The organism is Pseudalkalibacillus decolorationis (assembly GCF_024609785.1).
Lineage (GTDB): Bacteria > Bacillota > Bacilli > Bacillales > Fictibacillaceae > Pseudalkalibacillus > Pseudalkalibacillus decolorationis.
The window spans coordinates 38821-65735 of record NZ_JANHJQ010000015.1 but is presented as its reverse complement, the minus strand read 5'-3'; the positions used below and the strand labels follow the sequence as shown (position 1 = coordinate 65735).

The 26915-nt window shown below is 36.8% G+C and carries 19 protein-coding genes; 3 read left to right on the top strand and 16 right to left on the bottom strand.

Annotated elements, in window-relative coordinates:
• Nucleotides 1-334: 334 nt before the first annotated feature.
• The 6 genes from NON16_RS15195 to NON16_RS15170 form a co-directional block, all read right to left on the bottom strand.
• Nucleotides 335-2053: a cell wall-binding repeat-containing protein gene (locus tag NON16_RS15195; protein WP_257350241.1), complete on the bottom strand. Its 1719-nt coding sequence runs from the start codon at nucleotides 2051-2053 to the stop codon at nucleotides 335-337.
• Between the two features lie 317 nt (nucleotides 2054-2370).
• The gene (locus NON16_RS15190; protein WP_257350240.1) at nucleotides 2371-4035 is read right to left on the bottom strand and encodes an N-acetylmuramoyl-L-alanine amidase; all 1665 of its coding nucleotides are present in this window, start codon (nucleotides 4033-4035) and stop codon (nucleotides 2371-2373) included.
• 18 nt (nucleotides 4036-4053) lie between these two features.
• Nucleotides 4054-5541, bottom strand: coding sequence for a cell wall-binding repeat-containing protein (locus NON16_RS15185; protein ID WP_257350239.1), 1488 nt, complete (start codon nucleotides 5539-5541; stop codon nucleotides 4054-4056).
• Nucleotides 5542-5688: 147 nt separating this feature from the next.
• Nucleotides 5689-7872: a SpoIID/LytB domain-containing protein gene (locus NON16_RS15180; RefSeq protein ID WP_257350238.1), complete on the bottom strand. Its 2184-nt coding sequence runs from the start codon at nucleotides 7870-7872 to the stop codon at nucleotides 5689-5691.
• A 352-nt stretch (nucleotides 7873-8224) separates the two neighbouring features.
• On the bottom strand, nucleotides 8225-10093 hold the full coding sequence (locus NON16_RS15175) for an LTA synthase family protein (protein WP_257350237.1): 1869 nt from the start codon (nucleotides 10091-10093) through the stop codon (nucleotides 8225-8227).
• 733 nt (nucleotides 10094-10826) lie between these two features.
• Nucleotides 10827-11906, bottom strand: a complete 1080-nt coding sequence (locus NON16_RS15170) for an acyltransferase (RefSeq protein WP_257350236.1) — start codon at nucleotides 11904-11906, stop codon at nucleotides 10827-10829.
• Between the two features lie 386 nt (nucleotides 11907-12292).
• On the opposite strand from NON16_RS15170, the gene NON16_RS15165 reads away from it, so the two are divergent.
• Nucleotides 12293-13426 carry an IS30 family transposase gene (locus NON16_RS15165; protein WP_257350235.1) on the top strand — a complete coding sequence of 378 codons (1134 nt, stop codon included), beginning with the start codon at nucleotides 12293-12295 and terminating at the stop codon, nucleotides 13424-13426.
• Nucleotides 13427-13531: 105 nt separating this feature from the next.
• Here NON16_RS15165 and NON16_RS15160 read toward each other — a convergent pair whose 3' ends face one another.
• From NON16_RS15160 to NON16_RS15115, 10 genes are all read right to left on the bottom strand, one after another.
• Nucleotides 13532-14089: a cell wall-binding repeat-containing protein gene (locus tag NON16_RS15160; protein ID WP_257350304.1), complete on the bottom strand. Its 558-nt coding sequence runs from the start codon at nucleotides 14087-14089 to the stop codon at nucleotides 13532-13534.
• 44 nt (nucleotides 14090-14133) lie between these two features.
• Nucleotides 14134-14910: an NlpC/P60 family protein gene (locus tag NON16_RS15155; RefSeq protein WP_257350234.1), complete on the bottom strand. Its 777-nt coding sequence runs from the start codon at nucleotides 14908-14910 to the stop codon at nucleotides 14134-14136.
• Between the two features lie 409 nt (nucleotides 14911-15319).
• On the bottom strand, nucleotides 15320-15808 hold the full coding sequence (locus NON16_RS15150; protein WP_257350233.1) for a VanZ family protein: 489 nt from the start codon (nucleotides 15806-15808) through the stop codon (nucleotides 15320-15322).
• A gap of 221 nt (nucleotides 15809-16029) precedes the next feature.
• Complete coding sequence (locus tag NON16_RS15145; RefSeq protein ID WP_257350232.1) at nucleotides 16030-17466, bottom strand: hypothetical protein; 1437 nt, start codon at nucleotides 17464-17466, stop codon at nucleotides 16030-16032.
• Nucleotides 17459-18019: a sigma-70 family RNA polymerase sigma factor gene (locus NON16_RS15140; RefSeq protein ID WP_257350231.1), complete on the bottom strand. Its 561-nt coding sequence runs from the start codon at nucleotides 18017-18019 to the stop codon at nucleotides 17459-17461. The genes NON16_RS15145 and NON16_RS15140 overlap by 8 nt, the downstream gene beginning before the upstream one ends.
• A 415-nt stretch (nucleotides 18020-18434) precedes the next feature.
• Entirely contained in the window at nucleotides 18435-20099 is a 1665-nt protein-coding gene (locus tag NON16_RS15135) for a DUF4091 domain-containing protein (protein ID WP_257350230.1), read from the bottom strand.
• 42 nt (nucleotides 20100-20141) lie between these two features.
• The gene (locus tag NON16_RS15130; protein WP_257350229.1) at nucleotides 20142-20972 is read right to left on the bottom strand and encodes a carbohydrate ABC transporter permease; all 831 of its coding nucleotides are present in this window, start codon (nucleotides 20970-20972) and stop codon (nucleotides 20142-20144) included.
• Between the two features lie 28 nt (nucleotides 20973-21000).
• Nucleotides 21001-21945, bottom strand: coding sequence for a carbohydrate ABC transporter permease (locus NON16_RS15125; protein ID WP_308216619.1), 945 nt, complete (start codon nucleotides 21943-21945; stop codon nucleotides 21001-21003).
• A 121-nt stretch (nucleotides 21946-22066) separates the two neighbouring features.
• Nucleotides 22067-23326: an ABC transporter substrate-binding protein gene (locus NON16_RS15120; protein ID WP_257350227.1), complete on the bottom strand. Its 1260-nt coding sequence runs from the start codon at nucleotides 23324-23326 to the stop codon at nucleotides 22067-22069.
• A gap of 228 nt (nucleotides 23327-23554) precedes the next feature.
• Nucleotides 23555-25369, bottom strand: coding sequence for a bifunctional metallophosphatase/5'-nucleotidase (locus NON16_RS15115; protein ID WP_257350226.1), 1815 nt, complete (start codon nucleotides 25367-25369; stop codon nucleotides 23555-23557).
• Between the two features lie 394 nt (nucleotides 25370-25763).
• Here NON16_RS15115 and NON16_RS15110 point away from each other — a divergent pair, with 394 nt between their 5' ends.
• Both NON16_RS15110 and NON16_RS15105 read left to right on the top strand, forming a co-directional pair.
• The gene (locus NON16_RS15110; protein ID WP_257350225.1) at nucleotides 25764-26090 is read left to right on the top strand and encodes a hypothetical protein; all 327 of its coding nucleotides are present in this window, start codon (nucleotides 25764-25766) and stop codon (nucleotides 26088-26090) included.
• A 96-nt stretch (nucleotides 26091-26186) separates the two neighbouring features.
• On the top strand, nucleotides 26187-26549 hold the full coding sequence (locus tag NON16_RS15105) for a DUF4870 domain-containing protein (RefSeq protein WP_257350224.1): 363 nt from the start codon (nucleotides 26187-26189) through the stop codon (nucleotides 26547-26549).
• Nucleotides 26550-26915: the final 366 nt, after the last annotated feature.

Below are 26915 nucleotides of genomic sequence, written 5' to 3'. Positions count from 1 at the left end.
AATTTTTGTAGGGGTAAATTTATCAGTATAAAAAGATTATGCCATTTTGTGTTTATTTTTCTAAAAAGACTACAACATCATTCACTTATTTTCTGATTACATAATCTTAACAAGACTGGATTTGAATTTTGTAGGGATATATGGATAAACTTTGATAAAGTGATTGATTTTTGATTTTCCTTCGTATAATGTATAGACGATTCGCTGATATAAAAAGTTCCCGTCTTATAAACAGTTATATAATTTAATTGCGAATAACGTTTAATTAATAAGTGCAAAAAAATAAAGCTAACCCAAGAGTCATCAATATTTGGAACTAGCTTCAGAAATAATTTTAATAATGAAAGTTCGTATAAATATTTTTTAAGAAAGCATCAAATTGAGAGGCTACGGAGTGATACCCTATTTCATAAATGCCCTCTTTTGGTCTGAAATCTTCATAAGCTTTGATTCCTGCGTGGATATATTTTAAATCCTTAGAATCGTGCATTATTTCTTTATATTTTTGCAACGGTATCTGTTTGTTTATAAACCGTTCAGTATAAATGGAGACAAAATATAATGTTTTAAAAGGACTAATTGCCCCCTCATTCTCTAAAAGCTTCAACGTTTTACCTAATACTGCATGCGGCTCATGACCGTCAAACATAGACATAGTACGAAAATCTGCTTTAGGATATTTTGATAAATAAGATTCCATCACTGTTCTAACATTGTCTGGAGTAAACTCATTAAGAGGAACGATACTACTAAACAAGTGATCTTCTGGAATTCCCATTTCTTCGGAAGCCCGATAAAAATCCTTTACCCGTAAATCTCCAAATACCGCCTCGGTTAGATGTCCATGAAGATAACCCTCTTCTTCAGGGTTATGGACTCTTTTATGGATAATACAATAAACCTCTTGTCCCGTTTTCGGATGTATTGTTGGATCATCGTCATAGACCCCGTTTAAAATTTCTCTTGCCCCTGAATCTTCACCTTTGGAAAGTAATACAAGATAAACTTCTCGGCCTAGGGTAATTTGATTTCGAATATCGACAGAATACGTTAACACTTCATCATCTGCATGAGGAACAAAATAAACGACTGGGCTTGTTACTTTTATTTTATCAGTAAGCTCTGATGCTGTACTAGATTGAACTGAGCCTGACCCACCCAAGACAACGAAGTTTTGTATGTTTTTCGTTCGTATTAGATTTTTTGTTGACTCAGGCAAACGATCGGGCCATGTTAAAAGTAATGGTGCATTTTCTTTTGCTGCCAGTACAGAACCTGTCAAAGCATCGGCAAAAGTAAGACCTGTTGCAATGTATACTCCTTCTGTATTTAACTCTAATTTCGTTACAATATTTGTGGCTACCTTAAATCGGTCAGCACCTCCAATTCGTTGGCGGTCGTCTGGAAGCTGATTGAACACAGTTTCACTTACACTACCCTGTCCGCCAACCACTATTGCTTTTTGCTTTCCAAACAACGCTTTTACCGATTCGTCCGGCAACTCATTTTCCATTGTTAGAAGTATAGGGAATCCATTTCTTGCCGCATATGGTGCGATCGTCAAAGCATCAGGAAATTTAAGTCCGTTTGTAACAATGGCTGTGCTCGATCCATTTAACTCCTTTGAAATATGATAAGCAACTTCAAATCGATTTTTCCCACCAATTCTTCTTACACTTGGAACAATACGATCCACTTCTTGAAAAACTTGTTCTGATACACTACCCGAGCCACCTACAATAATGACTTCCTTTGGATTCAGTCTCTCGATCTCTTCTCTTGTTGCTCTGGTTAAATAATCCTTTTGTGTCAATAGAACAGGACCGTTTTCCTTATATGCCAACGGAGCAGCGGCAAGGGCATCTGCAAATGCTTTATAATTAGCCAGGACAACTGTGTCAGCACCGAATGTCCACCCTTTAACAGATACATTAACTGCGACCTGAAAACGATCTTCCCCAGCCAAACGTTCCGGGGGATTACCCGCAGCCAGCACATCCCCAGTCTGAAAAAGTAATAAAATAAATAGTAAGATAACAATAAACTTGCGCAAACCATAAAACCTCTTTCTTTTAAATTAAACAATGATGTATAAGACCTATAAATTGTACCTTCAGCTTGATTGCTAATAAGAGAGTGCTAGTTTAAAAGTTACTCGAATTAATCAAAAATCATATTCTACTTAACAATAGGAATTTCTGGATAAAGTCCTAAAAACAAAGTCACAACTTTCTTCATTTTACCCTCCCCCTAATTCTCCTAATACCTGACAATCCTACCATGGAAAAACTTCCTAGTTATGGAACTAATTTACTAAATTCTAACATAGCTACCCTTTATATAAGGTAGCCACATTTTTTGAATTAGTTGTTAGTTGTTTACAAGAAAATGTTTAACCGCTGTAGCAAATTTCTTAGCACGAGCTTCTTGGACCGATTGATTCGCAAGTAGTCGGACCTCACTGTCATTAGAAACAAAACCAGCTTCTATTAAAACAGAAGGTACATTCGCCCACCTCGTGAGATAAAGGTTTTGGTCATGATTACCTCTATTGTTATCAATTTCCCCATATAACAATGCACTGTCTAGTACAGGTGCTAAGTTTTTACTCGTTATCGCTTCTGGTCGTGGTGAAACGGTGTCATATGCCATTATGCCATCATAATTATAGTTGGCTGACCGCATGGTTCCGTGATCATTATAATAGAAAAGATCCGCTGATGTATCTTCCCTTACCCAAGGATATCGATTCCCCTGATAAGTCACAAATACATCGGTAGTATCTATACCAGGTCTATACGTACTATAAAAAGTACTGACTCCTTTCGCATTCTCATCATAGCTTGCATTATGATGAATACTTATCAACAAATCAGCATTTCTCTCATTAGCGAAAGTTGTTCGTTCACTTAACGAAAGATAAACATCACCCGAACGTGTCATTAATACACTTGCACCATAACTTTCGAGATGCCGTTTAATCTTTTCTGAAAATTGGAGATTTAGAGTTTTCTCATCATAGGATCCATTTACAGCACCGCTATCGAAACCACCATGGCCAGGATCTAATACAATTGTTTTACAGGCAAGCGGTACATTCTTAAGTTCACCTACAACACAGGAACCAATTGATCCAGTACCACCAAGAATCGTAAAACTATTAATTCCTTTTTCATCGATTACCCTATCAGTCTCATCTGGTAAATAATCAGGCATTCCCAATAGTAATGAAGCTTGCTGTTTTGCTGCTAGAACAGAACCCGTTAATGCATCTGCAAACTTCAATCCAGTTGCTAGAAATACCTTATCCGTATTTGGGCTTAAATCTCGGATAATATTAGCAGCTACTTCAAATCGGTTAGCCCCACCAATTCTTTGCGGACTATTCAATTGATTATAAACTGAAGGTTCGACACTCGCTTCACCACCGACCACAATGGTATTAGAAGCTTGTTCTGTCAAAACTTTTGTTTTAGGAGGCAGTACATTGGACTGTGTAAGTAAAATCGGATATCCTTTTCTTGATGCATACGGTGCAATTGCAAGAGCATCTGGAAACTTGAGCCCATTTGCTACTACAACTGTATTACTCGGACTCATAAGCTTTGCAATATTATGAGCTACCTCAAACCGATCGGTACCACCTATACGTTTAACATCAGGTACTACTTTTTTTATCTCATTTAATACGTGATCAGAAACACTTCCAGGACCACCTACTACATATACTTTTTTAGGATGTAGATTTACAATTTCGTCTCTAGTTGTTTTCGTAAAGATATCCTTTTGCGTTAATAGGATAGGTGCGTTTAACTGATACGCTAAAGGTGCTGCTGATAACGCATCAGCAAAGGCTTTATAATTTGAAATGAAAACCGTTTCTGAACCATTGGGCCACCCTGCATTTGAAACATTGACAGCAACTTCAAACCGATCTGCTCCATCTAATCTATTAATCTGTGGATCCCCAGCTGCATAAGTCATTGATGGTACCATTAAAAACAGTACAACAGCCGCCAAGAAAAATTTTTTCAACTTTTATCCCTCCCTATTTTAATTATAGTATGCAAGAACTCCGTCGAGAATCGCCTTAGCTGCCTGACCTCTGTACCATTCACTTGCCAGTTTCGCTGCATCTTCAGGATTCGTAATAAATCCCAGTTCAAGTAAAACGCTTGGCATTAAAGTGTGTCTTAATACGTAATAATCATAATGTTTAACACCGCGGTCATCTGTGTTAAGTCTATTTATCAGTCTTGGTTGTATTTCTGCAGCAAGCTCTTCACTTTCTCTTGCCTTGTACGTACTATCCCAATAAGATTCAGTTCCATTTACGGAACTTGATGTAAATGCATTTGCGTGAATACTAATAAAGGAATCGGCACCAGCACTGTTTGCTATCTTCACACGGTCTGATAGTTCAACAAATGTGTCATTGTCACGAGTCATGATAATATTTGCTCCGACTGCCTCAAGCTTATCCCTTGTTTTAATACCAACATCTAAAACAACATTCTTTTCATATAAACCATTACCAATTGCCCCCGAATCATGATCGCCATGTCCTGGATCTAAAACAATCAATTTACCAGTTAATTGTGTCATATGGTTTAGTTGAGAGTTTACATTTGTAGAAACAGACCCAGTACCACCCAAAATAACAAAATGATTTAAATCTTTATGATGAATAATATCTTCAATTGAATTTGAAACATCAGACGGCATTGTTAATAAAATCGGGGCATTTTGTTTCGCAGCAAGAACAGAGCCCGTTAAAGCATCGGCGAATGTTAGCCCTGTCGCCACATAAGCCTTTGAAGGATTCCAATTTAATTGTTTAACAATATTGGACGAGACCTCAAAACGATCACTTCCCCCAATTCTCATTGGTGAAGGCAAGTCATTTGCTACTCCCTGTCCTACACTCCCCGTCCCACCAACAATAATTGTATCATTTATCCCAAGGGCTTTTAGAGTATTAGAAGTTGTTTGTGGTAATGTTGTATCCTCAGTTAGTAGAATAGGATATCCATGTCTTGCAGCATAAGGTGCAATTGATAGAGCATCCGCAAATACCATCCCATTTGCTATAACTGCATTATTAGTAGAACCCATTTCACGAGCTATATTAGCAGCAACATCAAATCGATCTGATCCTCCAATCCTTTGAACAGATCCCGAAAGTGAATCTACCTCACGGAAAACCCGATCAGAAATACTACCACTACCACCTACTATGTATACTTTTGAAGGATGTATAGACTCTAATTTAGTCCTAGTTTTATCTGTCAGATGATTAGATTCAGTTAGGAAAATAGGAGCATTGTGTTTATAGGCTAGTGGAGCTGCTGCAAGAGCATCTGCAAAAGCTTTATAATTGGCTAATACAACAGTGTTTGCTGAACTCCATCCTTGTTCATACACATTTCTCGCAACATCAAACCGATCCTCACCTGAAATTCGAGAAATTTGTGTATCTGCTGCCATTACAGGTGTTGTAAAAAATAACATAAAAGCAAGCAGCATGATGACCTTTTTCAATACGTTCATCTCCTTGTTTTAAGTAAGTAATAAACAAACGACACCTATACCCTGTGTGTGAATGTAACGAGTAAGGTAGTAAATCCCTATATGCAACTTGTCACAAGGTATAAGTGTCAAAATTATTACTTATTATTGATTAATTATTTATTTAAGTATTGTTCCAGGATAATAGAATTCTAATATTTCCTCATACGGAATACCTGCTTCCGCTCTACCCTTTGCTCCGTGTTGACTCATTCCAACTCCATGGCCAAAGCCTCTTCCTGAAACTTGATATGAGGCACCAGAAGAATCTAAATTCGTTATATAAGTACTCTTAAAGTATAAAGTTCCTAGGATAACCCGTATATCACTTGCGAGAGTTTGTCCAGTATCAACTGTGTATTTTTTAATATATCCATTAGTGTCGTATCTGTAATTTCCTGTATCACGATCTCTAGCATAAAACTCTACTCTCAATCTTCCATATTTACTTCTTCCACTGTTATAAGTGTCATTTAAATTCATCGAAAATTCAGGGATTGATATTAGTTTAATCTCTGTGTTCTTATATTCCGCCTTTGTGTTTAACCAGTCTTTTATATTATCTGCAAACTTGTCATCTACTTCATCAATTTTCTCCCACCAATGTCCTGGGTTTTTTAGGTTATCATTATAGGAGAACATATCAATTTGTGTCTTATGAAGCTCGATTCCCCAAGTTACATCATCGAAAGTATCAGGTTGAACCGGAAGATATGGTAAAGGAGTACTTCCCCACTCATTTGCATTAGATTCTGTCATACCCCCATTACTGGAGGAAAAGACTGCACTGATCAAACGATTATTGTAATACAATTCTTTACCACTTGTTGCTTCAACCGCTTTGTTTGAATCGGAATAAGTGCCCGAATTCCACATATATCCACCATAGACTTGGAAGCTTTGATTATCTTTAACTACGTTTCCAACTTCATCAATTGAATAGGTTCTGGCTGCAACAGCCTGAGCTTTTAATGCTTCTGAATGCCAGCTTGCAGGCATTTCATTAGGAACTACTCCTTTCAAATAATCATCAAATGGAATATTTAAGTTAATAGGGCGTACATATCCATCTTCCAATTTGAACTGCATTTCACCTAAATAAGGACGATCATTTATTCTAATCTGTTTTGACGCTGTATATTGTCCAGGTGTTAGAACAAAACTTGTGTTTCCGAAGTCCTTAACTAGGGTGGCCCCCCTGTATAAAGCAATTCCACTGTTTCTCTTTTTCACATAGTAATTAATCCCTGAATCAATCGGAATGTAATTCGGTAAACTATTCATCACTTGATCAGTTACCGACGCAGGTCCCCCAAGAATCGTAAAATTAGCCATTCCGTAATCTTCAATTAACCTGTCTGTTGTGCCAGGTAAACGATCTGGTATTGTCAGCAGTAAAGGGGCTTTTTGCTCTGCAGCAAGTACTGAACCAGTTAATGCATCTGCAAACTTCATACCTGTAGCCATATATGCTTTTTCTGTTGGCATATTTAGTTTTCTTACGATATTGGTCGCAACCTCAAACCGATCTGCCCCACCGATTCGAGTTGGTGAAGGAACATTAATGTTATTACTCACACTACCTGTTCCACCAATGATGTATGTGTTTGAAATCCTTCCCTCTTCTAATGCTTGTCTAGTTTTAGTAGGTAAAGAATCCTTAGTGGTTAATAAGATTGGGTATCCTTGACGGGCAGCATACGGTGCAATTGAAAGAGCATCCGCAAATACTAAACCGTTTGTAACAATTGCTGTATTAGTGGATCCTAATTCTCTTGAAATCTTGTAAGCTACTTCAAATCGGTCAGCTCCGCCTATTCTGCGGACATCAGATACAATCGAATCAACCTGATTAAGCACATTATTGGATACACTTCCAGGACCGCCAACAATAATAACTTCTCTAGGTTGTAAGTCTATAATTTTTTGTTTTGTTTTCTCTGTTAAAAATCCTGTTTGCGTTAAAAGAATTGGTGCATTCTTCTTGTAAGCTAACGGTGCCGCTGCTAATGCATCAGCAAATGCATTATAGTAAGCCAGTATAACTGTATCAGAATTGCTATCCCAAACCTTATCAGCAATACTGTTTGCTACATCAAACCGATCATTTCCGGTAATCCTAGTGTTTTGATTGTTATCTTTAACACGATAACTTCCATTTGTCGTTACCTCAATCGAGGTTTTATTACCTATGTAATTTACTAGTTTAATAGAAATTGTTTCGGCAGCTTTAACATTAGAAATTGGTACCAAAGATATAGATAACAAAATGACCAATGATGCAATTAAGATTTTTTTGTACATGCCTTTTATCCCCCTTAAAAAAATTAAAAAAACCCTCCCTCTTAGTTTTCATATAAAATCAGTATAGCAAAAACTGATTAAAAAGAGGCTAAATATTACAATTTTCTACAAAATGAGCCAATAGTTAGAAGATAATAGAAGATGTATAAGGAAAACGTACCTAACTTATTCTTCTATAATATTTTTCTTCATATATATTATCGACAGGGTTTTCCATATATTTATTAAAATATTATCTTTTTAGTAATTTCCCCTTTAAAACATCAACCTGAACTGGTTAAGTTATCTGTATTTCCACTATTTAATAAAAAAAGTGACCCGGAATACCGGGCCACAAAAATAGATTTAAGCATTATAACTTACCGTCTCTTAAAATTTTTATCAAATCATTTTCTAATAGACGGTCTGACATCTTAATTCCTTTCTTGATCCGTTCATAACCTTCCCGGCAATTTTGAACATCAACTTCTTTTCCACTACTAACTTTAATACAACTTCCTTGCTCAAACTCCCCAGTTGGAGACATGGTGAAGTCATAGTTATCCGAAAAGTAACTGTAAGTTGGAAAACCATGTCTAAATCCTACAAAGCCTTGTTCTTTAGAATTCAGATCAACTCCCACCTGGTACAAATCTTGTTTAATCCCTAATAAGGAGATAACAGTAGGAGCAATATCAACCATCCCCCCAATAATATCCTTCGTTTCTCCAACCTCTTGACCAGGATAGTGAATAATCAATGGTATGTTAAACATTTCTTTACGGTCAAATTTCACCCCAAGGAGATTCTTTAACTGTTTGGATTTATCAGGCAGTAAACCATAGTGATCGCCATAATAGACAAAAACAGTCTCTTCCCACAATCCACTCTCCTTAAGTTTCTTTATAAAATCACCTAAAGCGTCATCAGCATACTTTGAACTTTGTAAATAGTCCCCAACTGCTGTGTCATTAAACTTATTTGGCAGGTCTAAATATTGATATTCATCAGGTAACTCAAAAGGCCTGTGCTGACTTAGAGTAATAATAAATCCAAAAAAATTACCCCTTTCAGATTGCTTTTTATAGATATCAGTCATTTGGGAAAATATACTTTGATCTGATATTCCCATTCCCAGCTTGTGACTTGCATCAATATCAGGGTGGTTAGTGCTATAAAATTCTTCAAACCCTTGTGCTGGATAAGCTGCTTTTCTATTCCAAAATTCCGGCCGGTTCCCGTGAGAGGCAGTAACATAATATCCAGCCGTATCTAATATTTGAGGTAAAGACTGAAACACACCGTCTACATAACCCTTATATCCGCTTGTATCCTTAGGAGGAAAAAGGGAATTATTAACGACAAACTCTGCATCAGAGGTATTTCCTTTGCCAATTTGGGTGTAGATATTATTATAATAAAAGCTATTCTTTATTAACTTGTTTAAATTTGGAGTTATCTCCTGACCAGCAATTTTTTTATTTATAACAAAATCATTTAATGATTCCGCTTGAACAATAATCAGGTTTTTACCTTTAGCAATTCCGTAATAGGGTGACCTCAATTGACTTTTCTGTTTTTCGTTAAAATAAGTTTTAATTTCATCTAATTCTTTTATACTAGTATCTTTACTAAGTACTGGAGCTACCCTATTTTCATCTAGTGTTTTCGTAGCATTAAAGATATGTGCAGGGAGCATTCCTGCTTTAGCTACTTTATATTGGTTACTATATTGGGCTTCAATAGTAAAAATAGTCAAGCTACTAATCCCTAATATTCCTGTACAAAAAGCAGCTGTTGCTAATTTAATCGACTTTCGCTTAGGTTCTTTATTGGTGAGAAGTAATATTGAAAGTAGGATTATGAGAAGAATAAGATCCATAAAGTAAATAATATCTTGGCTTTGTATTAGAGTAACTATAGAGTTACCAACTTCCGCAGCTTGACCAGCTTGCTCTAATAATTTGATAGATAATATGTCATTATAATACCTTTCGTATACAACATCACCATATAAAAGAATAGATACTAATGCATAGAGGAATATAGAAAATATATAATTAATCTTCCGGGAAGAAAATAGAAAGATACTAGCTAATAGCATTGTTAAACCTAATCCCGATAAAGCCTGTAAAAGAATATTAGATTCATTCAACATTTCATATGAAAACCAAATATTTTTAAAAGTCCATGCAGTAAATATAATAAACATCATTAAAGACGATATAAGCCATTTACTCATAATAAAATCCCTTCCTATTGCTGAATGATTCAGTTACTATTGTAACAAAATCTTTACAAAAAAGTAACAATTCAAATATAGAAAGGGAAAAATATTTAATTTTTTGAATTAATTGGTGTTTTGAATTCATCCACACGAACTAGTTGAACATCTTAAATCTCATGAATAGAAATTGATATCCCTTAATTTCTATCAAGGAGGAGCATCCTATTTTCCAATCCTAATCTGTTTGGGAAAATAGGTATTACGGTATGAAAGACCTCAACACTGCTCACGGCCACTCATCCTCCCATAATATCACTTAATTGAGATCCAAAAATTCCTTCGATCTACGTATCCAAGAGAAAGTGGGGAATATCTCCTTAGCTGGATATCTTATCCCCGTATGGAAAAAGCAGCACCAATCCGCACCACGTACTTCACCATTGCCAGTACCTTTTTCATTCCACTTAGTTACAGAACACAATATTAAAGCAAATTTATATAAGATAGAGATGAGATGCTGGTCCCAAATGAAAGGCAACCGCGGTAATTTATATAAGCAGTAGTTGACAGGTAATTAGTATGTCTACATTAACAAAGATAATGGTTACTTGATTGAATCTGCCCAAACGTTAAAAATAAATATGAAAATTAATGAGATGAAAGATCCCTTTGCTTATTAAATGTTAGGCCGCAAGTGACTGGAGCCTTTTCTATGGAGAAATGATTTTTCTTGTACCTTCATTATCTACTAAACTCTTACAGGTTTATTGCTAGACTGCATTCGAGGTACTGGTATTATATACTGAACTATTGATAGCCGCCTTAATACTTGAACAATTCCTATCGATAGAAGTAAAACAACCATAAACATCAATGGGAATCCGTAAGTAGTCCAAAATGATCTTGGTAATATATTTTGAAGAACCAATAATACCAAAGGATGGACAAGATAAATTCCCATGGATAACGTACCAATTATTTTAAAAGATTCATAAAATAGGGGAATCTTTTTTATTAATGGAAAAAGGCCGATTACCGCAATAGTTAATAGCGGTATATTAATTAAATTAGACATTCTATTAGAAGGAATAGATCCTAACGTTTTGTATTCATAAACAGCCAATACATAGATAGTAAACAATGAGATGATCATTAGTCCTTGCTTTTTTGCTAGTCCCATAATCACATTCCAATTATAGGATAAAAATCCACCAAAAATGAAATAGAAGATCCATGTAAAAAAGAATACCCGGTTATTTAATAGAGCCCCTATCCCCTCTGTTACTGAAATAAAACTTGATAAATTGGTGAAAATAACACTTATAACAAAGGAACTAACTAGAGCAATAATCCATGATAGGTTCGAACGAATCAGTTGGAGAAGTGGGAATAAAATATAAAATTGAATAACAATTACCATAAAATATAAATGGTAGAAAGTCTCTCCAAATAGAAAACTCATCACAAAATCACTATTAACATGAATTTCTACATTAAGAAAGAATACTTTAACTAATAAATAAAACACACTCCATACAATGAATGGCATAACAATTTTTGTGAATCGGGATTGAACAAAATGGAACTGATCAAAACCTTTGGACTTTACTTGTTGAAACAGTAAAAATCCACTAATCAAAGCAAAGGTTGGAGTGCCGAAACGTCCTATTTGATTTAAGAAAAAGGTAAGCCAATTATAGGTTTCATTATGTTGGTAAAAGTAACTTGCACTAAGGTGTACAAGTAAAACTCCTACACATGCAAATGCACGTAAAAAGTGTATTTCCTCAAAAAATTGATTTTTAGACTGACCAAGCTTCTTATTCATCGATTACAACTCCCTAAAAGTTCATCTATTCTCTATTTCGTTCAGATTAGGAGCTTAATGACCATTGTTTTTATTACATATATTGTAAAGTGGGTCTGGTTCGTAAAAAAAAGAGCACAATATAGTTAATTTTCCCTTTTATACATGTATTACTACTCACTCTATTTACTCAAGCCGTACAAAAAGTTTATTAAACAACATCATAAGTAACATTTTCAATGTTTATAAACTTTATTCTGTTTTCGGATTAACCTTCTGTATATTTATAAAACAATATAAAAAAGCGGTTAATTGTAAAATGAAGTGCAACACATATAAATAGAAAAACCATAGTGAGACCGTGTATCATTAATGTCGACGAAAACGATTAACTCACGGAGGTCACTATGGCTCAAACTCATTCTAGCACAAAGGCTCGCTCCTTTAAACATCTTAGCGATTCCGAGAGAGGGGAAATCTCTGCCTATCTAAAATTAGGTCTCTCTCTTCGTGAGATTGCGAAAAGAACAAATCGCGATGTAAGTACCATCTCTCGGGAACGCAAACGGGGTTCTGTTACACAGCTTGATACCAATCGAAAGCCAAGTATGAACTATTTCTCTGATACCGGCGCCCGTGTCTACAAAGAAAATCGTCAGCACTGTGGAGCTCAATCTATCGTCATGAAAGCATGGGAATTCCTTCAGTTCGCAGGGAAGAAAATATTAGAAGATAAATGGTCACCAGACGCGATCGTTGGTTATGCGAAAAGAGCCACTACATTCAACGACACTTATATCCCGTCCACTAAAACGATTTATAATTTGATCGATCAAGGGAAGCTGTCTGTCAGAAACCTAGATCTTGCCATGAAAATGCGCCGATCCACTAAAAAGAAACCCTCTCGTAAAAACAAGCGTATTCTAGGGCAGAGCATTGAAGAACGATGTGACTCCGTTGAGTCCAGAGAAGAATTTGGACACTGGGAAATTGATACGGTTATTGGAAAGAAATCCAATGATGAAGCCTTACTTACCCTTATTGAGCGTAAAACACGTAAAGAACTTCTTTTACGGATCTCAAGCAAGAGTGCTTCCAGTGTAGAGTCTGCTTTAGACNTACTTACCCTTATTGAGCGTAAAACACGTAAAGAACTTCTTTTACGGATCTCAAGCAAGAGTGCTTCCAGTGTAAAGTCTGCTTTAGATACGATTTTTAAACCATACAAAGACTGCCTTCCTCAGATCTTTAAAAGCATTACGGCTGATAATGGATCTGAATTTAGTGAAATGGCAGCATTAGGGAAGAAAAAGGGGATTTCTATTTACTTTTCACACCCTTATGCTTCGTATGAACGTGGCACGAATGAGCGCCACAATGGAATCATTCGCAGGTTTATAAAGAAAGGACAACCGATTCACTCCTACTCAGATGAGACACTACAAGAAGTAGAAACGTGGATGAATGAATTACCGCGGAAAATTTTAGACTACCAGACACCGGATGAATTTTTCGCAAGTTGTGTAGCTTTGGTGGCCTAGGCCACCAAAGCTACACAACGGAGGTTCTCCCTATGGCCTTATAGGGTGTTGCATTTAATATTGCAATGTACGAATATAAAAAAGCTGCAGAAAGCAGCTTTTTTATTATTGACCATTCAATTTGCTATAAAGTTCTGGATTGATTGAACCTGTTCCACCTAACACGTTAAACGATGAAATTCTTTTTGCTTCAATAACATCTCTAGTAGCTTCAGGGAGACGATTAGGCCATGTTAATAACATCGGTGCATTTTGTTTAGCTGCCAACACAGATCCGGTTAGGGCATCAGCAAAAGATAACCCTGTCGCAACATATGCCTGTCCTGGTGTTTGGTGAAGTTGTGTGATTACATTAGCAGCGACTTCAAATCGATTTGCTCCACCGATACGTTGTGGTTCCGGTAGTTGGGAGTATACACGAGAGCTTACACTCGCAGTCCCGCCAACTACAATAGTACCGTCTACATTTTCTAAAGCCTTCTTTGTAATATCCGGTAATTCATTCGGATTTGTGAGTAAAATTGGATATCCATGTCTTGCCGCATAAGGTGCTATTGCAAGTGCATCGGGGTAATTTAATCCATTTGCCAAGATCCCTTTTTCAGCATTGCCTACGCGACTCGCAATGTTGAAAGAAACAGCAAATCGATCATCTCCACCAATTCACTCAACCTGTATGCTAGAATCGATACTCTTAATCTCGTTAATTACTGAATCGTTAATACTACCTTTCCTCCAATAATAACTACCCTTGAAGGGCTCAAGCGATTAATTTCATCCTTCGTTGCTGTAGCAAGTTTATCTGATAAAGACAATAAAATTGGTGCATCTTGTTCATATGCGAGTGGTGCAGCTGAAAGTGCATCAGCATAAGCATTGTATTTTGCTAAGAAAACTGTTGTTGCCCCATTTCTCCATCCATCCTGAGATACCTTGGCAGCAACCTCGAAACGGTTGGTCCCCCCAAATCGTTCAGCTGTAGTAGGAAATGATAACGATTTCACTTCTGGCTTCGGTTCAGGTTTAAGCGTAGATGGTGATATAACTCGACGTGCAGTTACATATCGAGAACCCCAATAATGAGGTGAAAATGCATCGGCATATTTTACTCCTGATGACTGAGCATTCAACATTCTTCCACTTCCAGCGTAAATGCCTACATGATTTATTCTACCGTCAAAGTCAGTATCATAGAATAATAAATCCCCAACCTGTAGATTGGATTTTGATACATATTTGCCTGATCCTGCCTGACCCCCGCTTGTTCTAGGTAAGTCTATACCGTGGCGACTAAAGACCCACTTCGTAAAGGATGAACAGTCGAAACTGCTCGTATCCCCATATGCTGCTCCGTAACTGTAAGGTGTTCCAATGTACCGTTCCCCTGTTCTAATAATATCAGATGCAACAGATGCAAATGCTATCTGGGCTGTTACTGGTATTATTAGTAGAAATGAAATCAGTACAGTAATTATTTTCTTCATTCGATATCCTCCAATTACGTTATACTTTATTTAGCAATTGGGAAAATGAAAGATTTAAAGAAAGTTTCGTATATTTTAATTTTAAAAGATTCGTAGAAATATGTATTATTTAGGTCCATAGTTATGTTTATGTTTCACCCTATTGCTAAGTAAAATGTTATCACAAACGAGAAAATTTCGAATGTTACAAAAACATTACAAATTCGACTTTATTCGTAATAAATCTGGTGAATTCTACAAAATACATAAAATTAAAAGTAAGGTGTCAGGCGAAATACTAGTTAATATAAAGAAAATAAGATATAGAAGGAGCGAAAATATCTGCTCGATTAATTCCATTTTTACAATCACTCCCGGTTAATCTAAGGTAAAAAGTGTATTAATGTATTTTTTCTCGTATTTAATCTACTTACTCCTTATCCTTGTTTACTTTCTGTACAAGTAAGTTGGCATTAAGTGCTCCGATAATAATTCCAACTGTATCCAAAAGAACATCCTCAGTATATGGTGAGCGATTGGCTGTAAATCCTTGATGAAATTCATCTGATGCAGCATAAATAAAGGATAGAAGTAATGCTGTTGTTTTTATATACTTTATCTTGGTAGTGCAAAAGATCGCCCGGTATATTAATAGGAATAGGATAAAATAAACAGAGAGATGTGCCAATTTACGAAGGAAAAATTCAACGAAACCAGCTTCCCCCAGCTGATCAACACTGACTTCTTCTCCAGCATAATCAAACTCTAAATTACCAAATAAACCGGATACCCAATCTAGTGGTATTTGATCGGAAAGGAAAGGTTTAATATCTTGTTCTTGATAGGGTTGGGAGGAGGAATAAAAGATTATACCCACCCATATTAAAACAGGTAGCCAATATAGAATGAATTTTTTCATGTATATCCACCTTTAATCAAACGTTTGTTTCTTCATTTTACCATATAGAAAGCATTATAAGGGTCTGGAACAGGGTTAAATGCAGTGTTTTGAGTTTTGGTTCCTAACACCACGAAGAATATATCAAGGGGTTGAATCTTAACGAAATAACAGAACCACCAAAGGGTAAAAAAAGAGGGTCAGGCACCGCAATGCTAAATGGTGGCTGATACCTCTCTCCATTATGGCCGTAGTTTGATAAATTGGAATTCTTTATCACGAAAGTGGAATTCTATTTTAAAGTTACGACCTTGGTAACTATAAGAATAAGTTCTTCCCAATCCTCCAGGGTCTATCTGTTTTTTGCCGAGCCTTTTCAATAATTCATTTTCGCTTATAGTTTTTACAGGTTGTAATATAATCCCCCTAACTTTCTCTCCTTTGAAGAAAATTTCGAATTGATTATACCTTAACGATGGTAAGTCGTCACTTTGAGGTGTTCCTGGATCATCCTCAATTGGCTCTCCTAATTCCTTGATGACATCTTCTTTTGATCCGGCTTTAATTGGGTTAAATATTTGCAAATTGATATTTGTCAGTTCAGCCGCTAATTTATCAGGAGATTCTGTTTCTAGTGGTGATTCTTCAGCTTGAGTATTACCTTCTTCTTTTTTCGTTATATTTTTTTCCTTTTTGTTATCCTCTTCGTTCGCTGATTCTACTCTTTCAAGTTCAGGATTCGTATACTCCTTTGGAATAGCTAAAGTGAATTGGCTTTCTTTAATCGATTCATTTAGAGTGAGACTATTCATTTCTACCGTTCGCATCATTTTCCTCTCACCATCTAACAATTCGAACTTCAACCATATGCCAGTCTCTCTATGCGCCCAAACCTTCACGAATCTTTTTTCGCCTTTTTCAGTTGTAAAACTTCCTTTGATTACAATTGAGTTTGCTCCATCCAACACCATTTGTTTTACAATTGACCATTCATCGAAATTTTTCAAGTATCTTTCAGCCAACCCCCTTGGATAAATGTATTCCAAGTCAAGAACGGTATGGGGTATAAACTCTCGATCATGCTGAGTCTCACTATATTCCTTCATTTCATGAAACAATTGTATCGTCTCTTTGCCTTTTCGAAGCGATTCTTCATTCAGAGCCTCACTTCTTTTGTGGACATAATAGGCAGGTTTTGCTCCATTTCGTACAGCAAAATCAATTTTGAATTCAGCGGGGTTTGGATATTTCACCGTATAAGTTCCACTTGCTGTATCAAAGTTTGTAGAAGCATTAAGCATTCTGTCATAGATTTCTTGTTTAGATATTTCAGGTTTCTTTTCATCCTCAGCTGGATCTTGGTCTTTTAGTTCTTCAACAGGTTTATTAGGTTGTTCCTTCGGAGTTTCTGATGGTGTATTAGGTTGTTCTGTTGGTTGTGTTGAATGTCGATTTTCATTAATCATCAAAAACAGAAAGGAGCAAAATACAAGCATCCCAATTACTGAAAGTGCTGGTTTGTATACCTTTCCGAACATGGAACTAGAAGAAATAGTTTGCTGTTGTTCTTCTTGTATCCGTTGTATAATTTTGTATTCAGATGATTGGGTATAAGGATTTTCACTAAATATGGTCGAGTCAAGTTTTTGTTTTAAATGTTTAAAATCGTCTTTATTCATAATAACCTTCGCTCCCTTCAAGTTTATCTTTTAACAGTGTTCTAGCTCTTCTTAATCTTGTCTTAATTGTGGATTCATTCATTTGCAGTAAGTTGGCTATTTGTTGGACGCCAAGTTCTTCATAATAATGCAGAATGATGACTTCACGATATTTGATTGGTAACTTTAAAACAAAATATGCTAGATCATCATCTGTCTCACCTTCTGATGATTTTTCCCTATTATTTTTTGTAGAGATAATGTTCGATAAAATGACCCTCTTAAAATAAGATGACTTCAAATAGTCCTTACTTTGATTTGCAGCAATTCTGTATAGCCAAGTTTTTAAGGATGAATCCCCTTTAAAAGAATCGTACTTACGGAAAGCTTTGATAAACGAATCTTGTACGACATCCTCCGCAGTGCTCCAGTCTTTAACATAACTAAAGACAAAATTCGTCAACTGTTTACCATACTTTCTAATTGCCTCTTCAATTACTGTGTTAGCGTCTGATTCTTGGTTATCTGTTACAACCTTTTTTAATTCAATCTCCCCATTAGAAAATTCCCCCATTTTTTGTTGCCCCCTCCCGTTAATCCTTTGACGATGATAATCACTGTTTTGGATTCATTAATAAAAATATTTTTTCATAAGTTGGTCCATTTTTATAGTAAGGACATTTTATTATTAACTTTCATATCCCATTTTTTGTTATACATGTTTTTCATATTGTAGCGCTTGTATATTCCAAGAAAGAAATTACGATTAGGATATATTTGATGAGATTGTATTTAATGTTAAGAAGAAATGGATGGATGTTGCTGAATTTGCTACTTGTTATGTACTACCTCTAAAAAGTGAAGATAATAATGTCTACATTCTTCCATTATATGAAATCGTTAGTGATGGATAGATAATTATCCAGTAATCACCAAAACCTGTGTGATAAATATCAACACAGGCTTTTTTAAAGAATTAACATTTCAAATTATTTGTTGACACTCTCTTCAGCTATTCTCCGATTGACCTCCTCCCGTATTTCCAATAACCATTCACTGTCACATGGATACTTACTGAAGGATATAGGCTGATCTAATTTGTCCTCTAGCAATTCTATAACTTCATTTTTCCCTATTAGTTTCTCTAACAATTGCAATGCCCTTAAGTCTTGAAGAGCTTCAAAAAACACTTCCATCCTTATTGATTCAATCGGTCCATCTTTTCCAGGGTAAACAAGAAAGGGATCTCCCGATGGAAATGCATAACCTGCATCCGTGTTGCGAAAGGGATCGATTTGCCTGCGAGAGAATTGTGAAAACCAAAAATTATAACCCCAATGGAGGAATCCTTCTATATTAAACTTGTACAGTTGCATTCCGATAATGCGATTTCTTGCTGATGGGAAATTAATAAAACGATTGGAAACGTGCTTGTATTGTGAACAGCAATAATATGTCCATAGGTTCGGGACTTGATTTTCTATAAATGGCTCAATGTGATTGTTGGCAGGAATAGGATTTCTTATAATACCTTTCTCATAAAATTGAAAGTCTGATAATGCATCAATAATCGGGAACTTAGATAAATACCGATAAATGATTTCACTTGCCTGTTGATAGGAATCCAATTGGTTCAAACTTGGCTCATCAGAAATATGGAAATAAACCCGATTCTCAAGATCTTGTTCCTCTATAAACATAATGAGTTCAGGGAAAAATTGTGAGAGGAACAGTTTGTAATCCTCTCCCGCTGCGTCCGTTTCCCATCCGAAAATTTTCTTTACGTCACCGTTTTCAGTTGCAACGATTTTCGGAGCGTGTTCGGCTCCCCACTGCGTAAAAAAGTGAGCGAATTCAAAGTATTTAATCCCCTTCTCTGTACAGAGATCAACCCATCTGATTAATTTATCAAAAGAAAAATAATAGTTCTCTCCGACTTTCTCAACGTCTATTAGCTGAACAGTCGGCCGCTCTCTTCCTACTTCTGTATCAAGAGGTGGCGTGAACAATGGTGTTAGGATCATGTTTATGCCGTGCTCTGCTGCAGTTTGCACATATCGTTCAATTAGACTCCAGTGTTCTTCACTGAAGATGTCAACATCATACTGAACTGCTATACAATCGGTATGAAACCATTCCGTATGGATAAGTTTTTGTTCAGGTAACTTCTCTGGTATCACTTCAAGTTCAAACGTTTCCTGAGCAAGACTTTTTCCAGCGTCTGTTTCAAAATTTATTTTTATCGTATGGACACCTGGTTTCATCTTTTCGCTAACATTTACGGTGATCCAAACGGAACGCCATTGATTTGGAAGACCTGTAATTCCATTATCATCAAGAGGATAAAGGGGGTCGGGATAGAGCCCTGGTGTCGATCGAAGTATGTTATCGTCAGGATCGTGATAACATGGTAATTCGCACGGGATTAGCCCTACCGATCTAATACTCAAAGATTCCTGAAAGTCGGTTTCAGCAGAAACTTTTATCGAACTCAATATGGTTCCGTCATTTCGATAGGCTACCTGGAAAGAATACACTTCATTGAGGAGAGCCGACCCTCTTTTTGAGGCCGGCTCCTGTAATTCTTCATCTGCAAACACTTTTACTAGAGAACTTAAACATCTAGTTTCCAATTCTTGGCCATTATTTATCATCTCGGTTCCCCTTTACTGTTAATGTTATTTTTCATATCGTTACTATCCTTTTGAACCCGTAAACGTAATCCCTTCAATAAAATGCTTTTGTAAAAAAACAAATATGAGAATGACAGGCCACAATGCAAGTAATGAACCAGCCATTAGTATTGAATAATCTGTTACGTGTTGACCTTTTAGATAGGCAAGGCCTGCTGATAATGGCATCATTTCCATTGAATTGTTTACAATTAGCGGCCACATTAAGGATTTCCAACTAAACAGAACAGTTGTAATCGACAATGCGATCAAGCCAGGCTTTGCTAATGGGAGCATGATCTTCCAGAAAATCTGGAAGTGATTACATCCATCAATCCTTGCCGATTCCTCCAACTCTTTTGGCAGTGTCATAAAGAACTGCCTCATAAGAAATGTGCCAAATGCGCTAAATACTCCTGGGGTAATTAATGCTTGCAAGCTATCTAACCAACCGATTTTTTCCATTAATAGATATTGAGGGATCAAGAAAGCTTGTGATGGAATCATCAACACCGACAAAAATAAAATAAATAAAATATTTCGCCCTGGGAAATTGATTCTCGCAAAAGCATAACCTGCCATCGAACAGAGCATTAATTGTCCTAATAAAATTCCACCTGTCATGATTACTGTATTCACATAAAAGTTAGTGAAAGGCAATGATGTAAATACTTCTACGTAATTTTCCCATTGGATTTTGGATGGAAAAATGACGGGAGGTACCTTCGTTGCCTCTCCTAATGTTTTTATAGACGTAAGTAACATCCAAATAAATGGACCTACCATAACAAGAGAACCGACTATTAAAATGATATGAACAGCGGACTTTTTATATTTTGATCTTGATGTAGCCATTGATACACCCCTCTCAACGAAGATTCATTTATTCGTAATGAACCCATTTCCTCTGTAATTTCACCTGAATAATGGTGATAGTAAAAATGACGACAAATATTAAGGACGCAATTGCCGATGCGAATCCTTTATTATTCAATTCAAAGGCTTGCTCGAAGAATAAAACAACAAGAGTACGTGTATCCTGAGCAGCAGGACTTGTAGGTTCAATCATCATAAATATTAAATCGAATATCTGAAGTGCTTCTATTAAAGATATAATTGTCACAAAGAAAATGGTCGGTGTCAGTAGTGGTAAAGTAATGGTGAAAAACTTTCTTATTGACCCAGCACCATCAATTGAAGCGGCTTCATATAAGGAGGAAGGTATTCCTTGAAGTCCTGATAAAAAGAAAATCATATAGTACCCAACTTGCATCCAAACACTCACTAATATAATGGATAATAAGGCAATGTCGGGATTTGTAAGCCAATTTGGACCCTCGATTGAAAAAAGGCTTAATATGTAATTGATAAGACCGTAATTAGAGGTATATAACCATTTCCAAACCATTGCAACCGCTGCTGGGATCGTTACAACAGGAAGAAAATAAAGGGTACGATAAAACGACATTCCTTTTATTTTTTGATTTAATAGTATAGCTATGAAAATCGCAATTGCTATACTAATAGGAACTGAAAGAGCTGCAAATATAAATGAATTCTTTATAGCCCCGATAAGATCTGGATCTTCTAACATTTTTTTATAATTTGATAACCCGCTCCACTCGTAATTCCCGAAAGCTTCCCAGGTTGTGAAACTAAAATAAAAGGTTTGAATACTCGGCCAGATATATAATGCTATAAGACCGATTAACGTAGGCCCTATCATTAAATATCCCCAAAAATAGTCGCTTCGTTTTAAAGGGCTTCTAGTCTTAAGCTGGGCCTTTGTACTAACCTTGACTTTGTTTTTACTTAATGACCTATTTATACTCAAACCCAGTCACCTCAATTTGTAAGATTAAGGTTGACCCAGCATCAGAATAATCAAAGCTCTCCACTACTAAATAAATTGGAGAAAACCAGACACTATAAGGTCAACCCATTTTAGTTTACTTTTCGAGTACTTTTTCCACTTCTTCATCTAATTTCTTTGCTGTCTTCTCTATACTTTCTTCCCCAGACCATGCTTTAGGTAAAATATCATATTCAAGTTTTTGCCATTCTGGAGTGTTTTCGTTTGCAGGATACGGTACCGCATAATCGAGCATGTCAATAAAGGCTTGTAAATTCATTTCAGGAATTGCTTCCACCCATTTTTCTTGAGTCCCATTATAAGCAGGGATAAATAATCCACTTTCAGAAAACATTTGGTTCGCCTCTTCAGACGCTAGAAATTCTAGCAGTTTCCACGCCTCATCAGGATGTTTGGAATTTGCAGCAATAGCATGTCCAACTCCATGAATGACGGTTGCTCGTTTCTCACCTTTTGGAAGTACAGCAACATCCACTTTTTCTTTTAGTGATTCATGATATACACCCGCCATCCAGGAACCATCATAAATCATCGCCACCTTTTCAGATTCAAAAAGCTGCTGAGGCTTGGTATCTGTCATTTGGGCCAATGTCGGTGAAACTTTGTGCTTATGGATCATATCTGTCCAAAATTTTAATCCTTTAATTGTGTTCGGGTCATCATAACCTGATTCTTTTTCGTCTTCAGACAGAACATAACCACCTGCTTGATAAATCGTGTTGTAGTATCCCGCTTGGTTGTTTAAAGTAGCAGTAATTCCATATGTACCTTCCTCTTTGTTCGTCAATTTTTTAGCCGCTTCAATAACCTTATTCCAGTCCCACGTATCATCAGGATATGCTACTCCTGCCTCGTCAAACATCTCTTTGTTGTAAAACAAAGCAATCGTATCAAAGTCTTTTGGTATCGCGTAATTTGTTTTCTCGTATGTGTAGAGTTCTACTAACGATTGTGGGTAGTTATTCAGATCAACCTTCCCTTTTTCAAGATACTTATCAAGCGGCAATAGGATTCCGTTCGAAGCATATTTGTTAAAGTTAGGTCCGTTCATCCAAAAAACATCTGGTAAAACGCTGCTACTTGCCGCGGTCTCTAACTTTGTCCAGTACTGATCCCATGGTGTAGGTTGTAATTTCACGTTGATATTTGGATTTTGTTCCTCGAACTTCTTAAGAACTGTTTCATATGCATTAGCTTGTGCCTCATCCCAAAAACCTAAGGTAATCGTAATACTCTCATCATTACTAGATCCATCTCCACTTGTATCTGTTTTGTATGCACACGCTGTCATTAAGAGCAAGAAAATAATCATTAATACCGAGAACAGTTTTCGCACTCTACATCTCCCCTTTTTAAAATAGTTTCAATTTACATTTCTTATCAATTGTTAAACGCATATTGTACTTTCCTTTACATTTCGAATTATACAGTTGGTAGGTTGTTGGGTCAACACTATTTTCGGAATATTTTAATTAGTTAGATTTGTGGGTTTGCACATAGAAAAAACACCCTCCGAAACATACGTAAAGAACATGATTCAGAGGATGCTTTTCTTACCTCATCTTTACTTAACCGATGTAACCCTATTCAAAGCAGGGGGTTGGATAGCCTTCTGTTGTTTCAAAAAGTCTAAGAACGCCCAATGGTCACTCTTTACTCGAACTGGGTCTTTATATTCTTTGAAACTTGGGTATCCATCGCTACCTCTGATCAGATATGCAAGTGCCGCAACACGATAAGAACGATTCGGATCAAGTGTCTTTCCATTAATGACGATATTCTCCGGGTCAACTCGCTGACCTACAGGTTTTGTATTGTCATAGGAATAGTGAACATTATACGATACAGCTAGGGGATGGAAACTTACACTTTCATCAGATTGGACTCTCCATTGTTCTTCAAGAATCTGATCTATTTGCTGACCAGTTAAAGATACTACAACGATAGGATTTACATAACCATGAGCTTGCCATTGCTCTCCGAAAAGGATTTGTCCATCACGATCAGCAGGGTTGTCGCCCTTAGCATATAGTAAATCACCACGGAGTGGACTCGAGGCTGTCAGAGCAAAATCAGCTGGTTTTTTTCGGGTTTTCTTCCCAGTAGCATAATGAGCATCAGCCGCGACGTTAGCTAATGTACTTTCCCCATCCTCACTACGAGCTCGAGTAAGGTCACCGGTAAGCTTAACTACTGGTTCTGCCCAACGTTCTCCGCCTCGCTCTACCCAGTAAGAGACCATCTTAGAGATTTGTGGATCTGCAGGTACGTCTCGAGTCACCGGGTGGTTTGTTGAGGTTGTTCTTTCTCGTACAACGTCCTTGCTGACCGGGTCAATCCATAAATTTATTTCACTTAAAAGCTTACCATGGTTTGCACCTTCCACCACGGGACGCGGGTCACCATTCGGATCGTTAATCGAGCAATTAAAAGATGCATGCCAATGTCCGGTTACGATTGCATCAATTGCTGGTGTGGCTTGTTTAGCAAAATCAATTACTGGACCATACGGATCGATGCATTGATTATAATAACCATAGTCTGATCCACCCTCATGGACTACCGCGACAATCGTTTCTACACCTAATTCTTGTAATTCCTTTGCGTAGCGGTTAGCTGAGTCTAACAATGGATCCGTCGTAAGTGCACCTTCTTGAAATGAGGTCGTACCCAGTATTGTAGTGGGTGTGGTAAGTCCGATAAAGCCAACTGGGATTGTACCACCGTTACCATCGGAAATTTCTTTAATCATGTAGGGCTTAAGTACGTTCTGTCCCGATTTAGCATCACGTACATTCGCACTAATATAATCGTAATCAGCTCCCTGGAACTGGTGTCCAGTCGAATCCTCAAAACAACTGTCAACTCCACGGGTACCAAAACACTTTCCTTTCATCATGTGTTTTACCAAGAAATCTTTCGTTATGTCGAATTCATGGTTACCTGCTACAGAAAGGTCGAGGTCAATTTCATTTAGGAACTCGATTGTTGGTTCATCCCTAAAAGCAGCAACTTCGAAAGGCCAACCACTAAAGTCATCACCAGCCGACAAACGTATTGAATTGCTATGACCTTCCTCTAATTGATTAAGATGCGTTGCTATATAAGCAGCCCCTCCAACAGTAAGAGGTCCATCAGGAGTATCAATTTGACCGTTTGACTTATCATTCATAGCCCGGATATATCCATGGAAGTCTGTCATTGCAAGTAACTGTAGGTTTACGAGATCGGATTCTTCTGATGATGCACTATCAGTACTAGTATTCTCAGTCTTAGATACACTTTCCACATTTGCAGAGGCCTCTAACGTAGATAAAATGACTCCACTAATCATGACAGCAAACAACAACATGAATAAACGCTCTAAAGCGATTTTCAACTCGATTCCTCCCAATTTTTAATTACCTAACCTCCGGACATTTTCGAAACCTCCACAAACTGATATAGCCAACATTCACCACCTTTTTACTGAACAAACTCTTTTCCAATCACTATTAATTTTCATAGATGTAACTATTTTATTTAGCAACCCAAATTATACTGTCGTCAGGTTGTTGGGTCAACACTATTTTCAGAAAATTTAATAATTAGTGCTTGAGGTTTATAAACCATCCATGAGATATATTTGTTTACATTTGGGCCAAAATAAAGTTATCCTACTACTCTCATTTTATTTTCAAAGAATTGTTTTATTATGAGACCTTTTTACTTGTGAAACGTATATAAGAAGTGAAAAGTTGTTTAAATAATAAGGAATGAAGGAGAATAAATGAATGAAAACGTATAAAATCTTGCAGTGGGTTACAGGGCTTTGTGAAGCATTTCTAGCTATCCCTATTATTGGAGGAGCATTTGTTTTCGGAAACTTTTATATACCGCTATTTGTAATGTTTGCGCTCCATATTGTCACGCTCATGTATGCAAAGAAGGAAGCACGCAGTAGCGCTCAAAGTGCGGGAAGTATTGTAGGGATCATCACTTCATGTATTGCTTGGATCCCTATCGTCGGTTGGATCATGCACTTAATTACAGCGGTAATCCTATTAATTAGCGCAGCGATTAAAGACAATAAAGAAGGAGAAGTTGAAGTTATCGACTAAGCGATCACTCAAGTGCTCCAAATGCCACCACCGATTAACAAGGTCGAAAATCGGTGGCTGGGCACTCATCTTCATCACTGACGGGAGGGATAAGAATTGGATTATCATGATGAGCATTTGTCGAAAGATGCAAAGAATTGGGGGATGTTTGCGCATCTGTCCGGATTTGCAGGGTATTTAACCTTTGCATTAGGATTTGTACTAGGACCGCTAATCATTTGGTTAATGAAACGGGACGAATACACGTATGTTAATTACCATGGAAAAGAAGCAATCAACTTTCAAATCAGCTTTTTAATCTATGGATGTATTGCAGGTGCACTGATGGTTGTCTTAATTGGATTTGTTTTGTTACCAATCGTTGGTATTCTCCACTTGATCTTTACGATTATTGGCAGCATTCGTGCAAGTGAGGGCAACTTTTATCGATACCCACTTACAATCCGTTTCATAAAATAAAATAAAATAAAGAAAACTCAGCGATTGCCGAGCCTTTAGGCGAAGTCAGAGCCGTAGTTGCGCTTATACTATAGAAAGTATTTTTATACTATAGAAAGTATTTTTATACTTTCTTAACGTGCGAAAAGCGGAAAGCGCCCTGTTTAGGTGCAACAGGCGTTGGAGATTTCTGGACAAGAATGCATTTTCCAGAGTGATACCCAGAAATTGAAACTGCCTCGAGCACCTGGACGCTGAAGCTAGAGGTTTAATCTACGTAACAGAATATTATACTTTATTACCTTTCTGAAAAGGGTCTTTTGAACCATTAAAATAGCTTGTATTAATTTATTTGACAATGAAGCATCTACTAGCTTGTTAATTCCT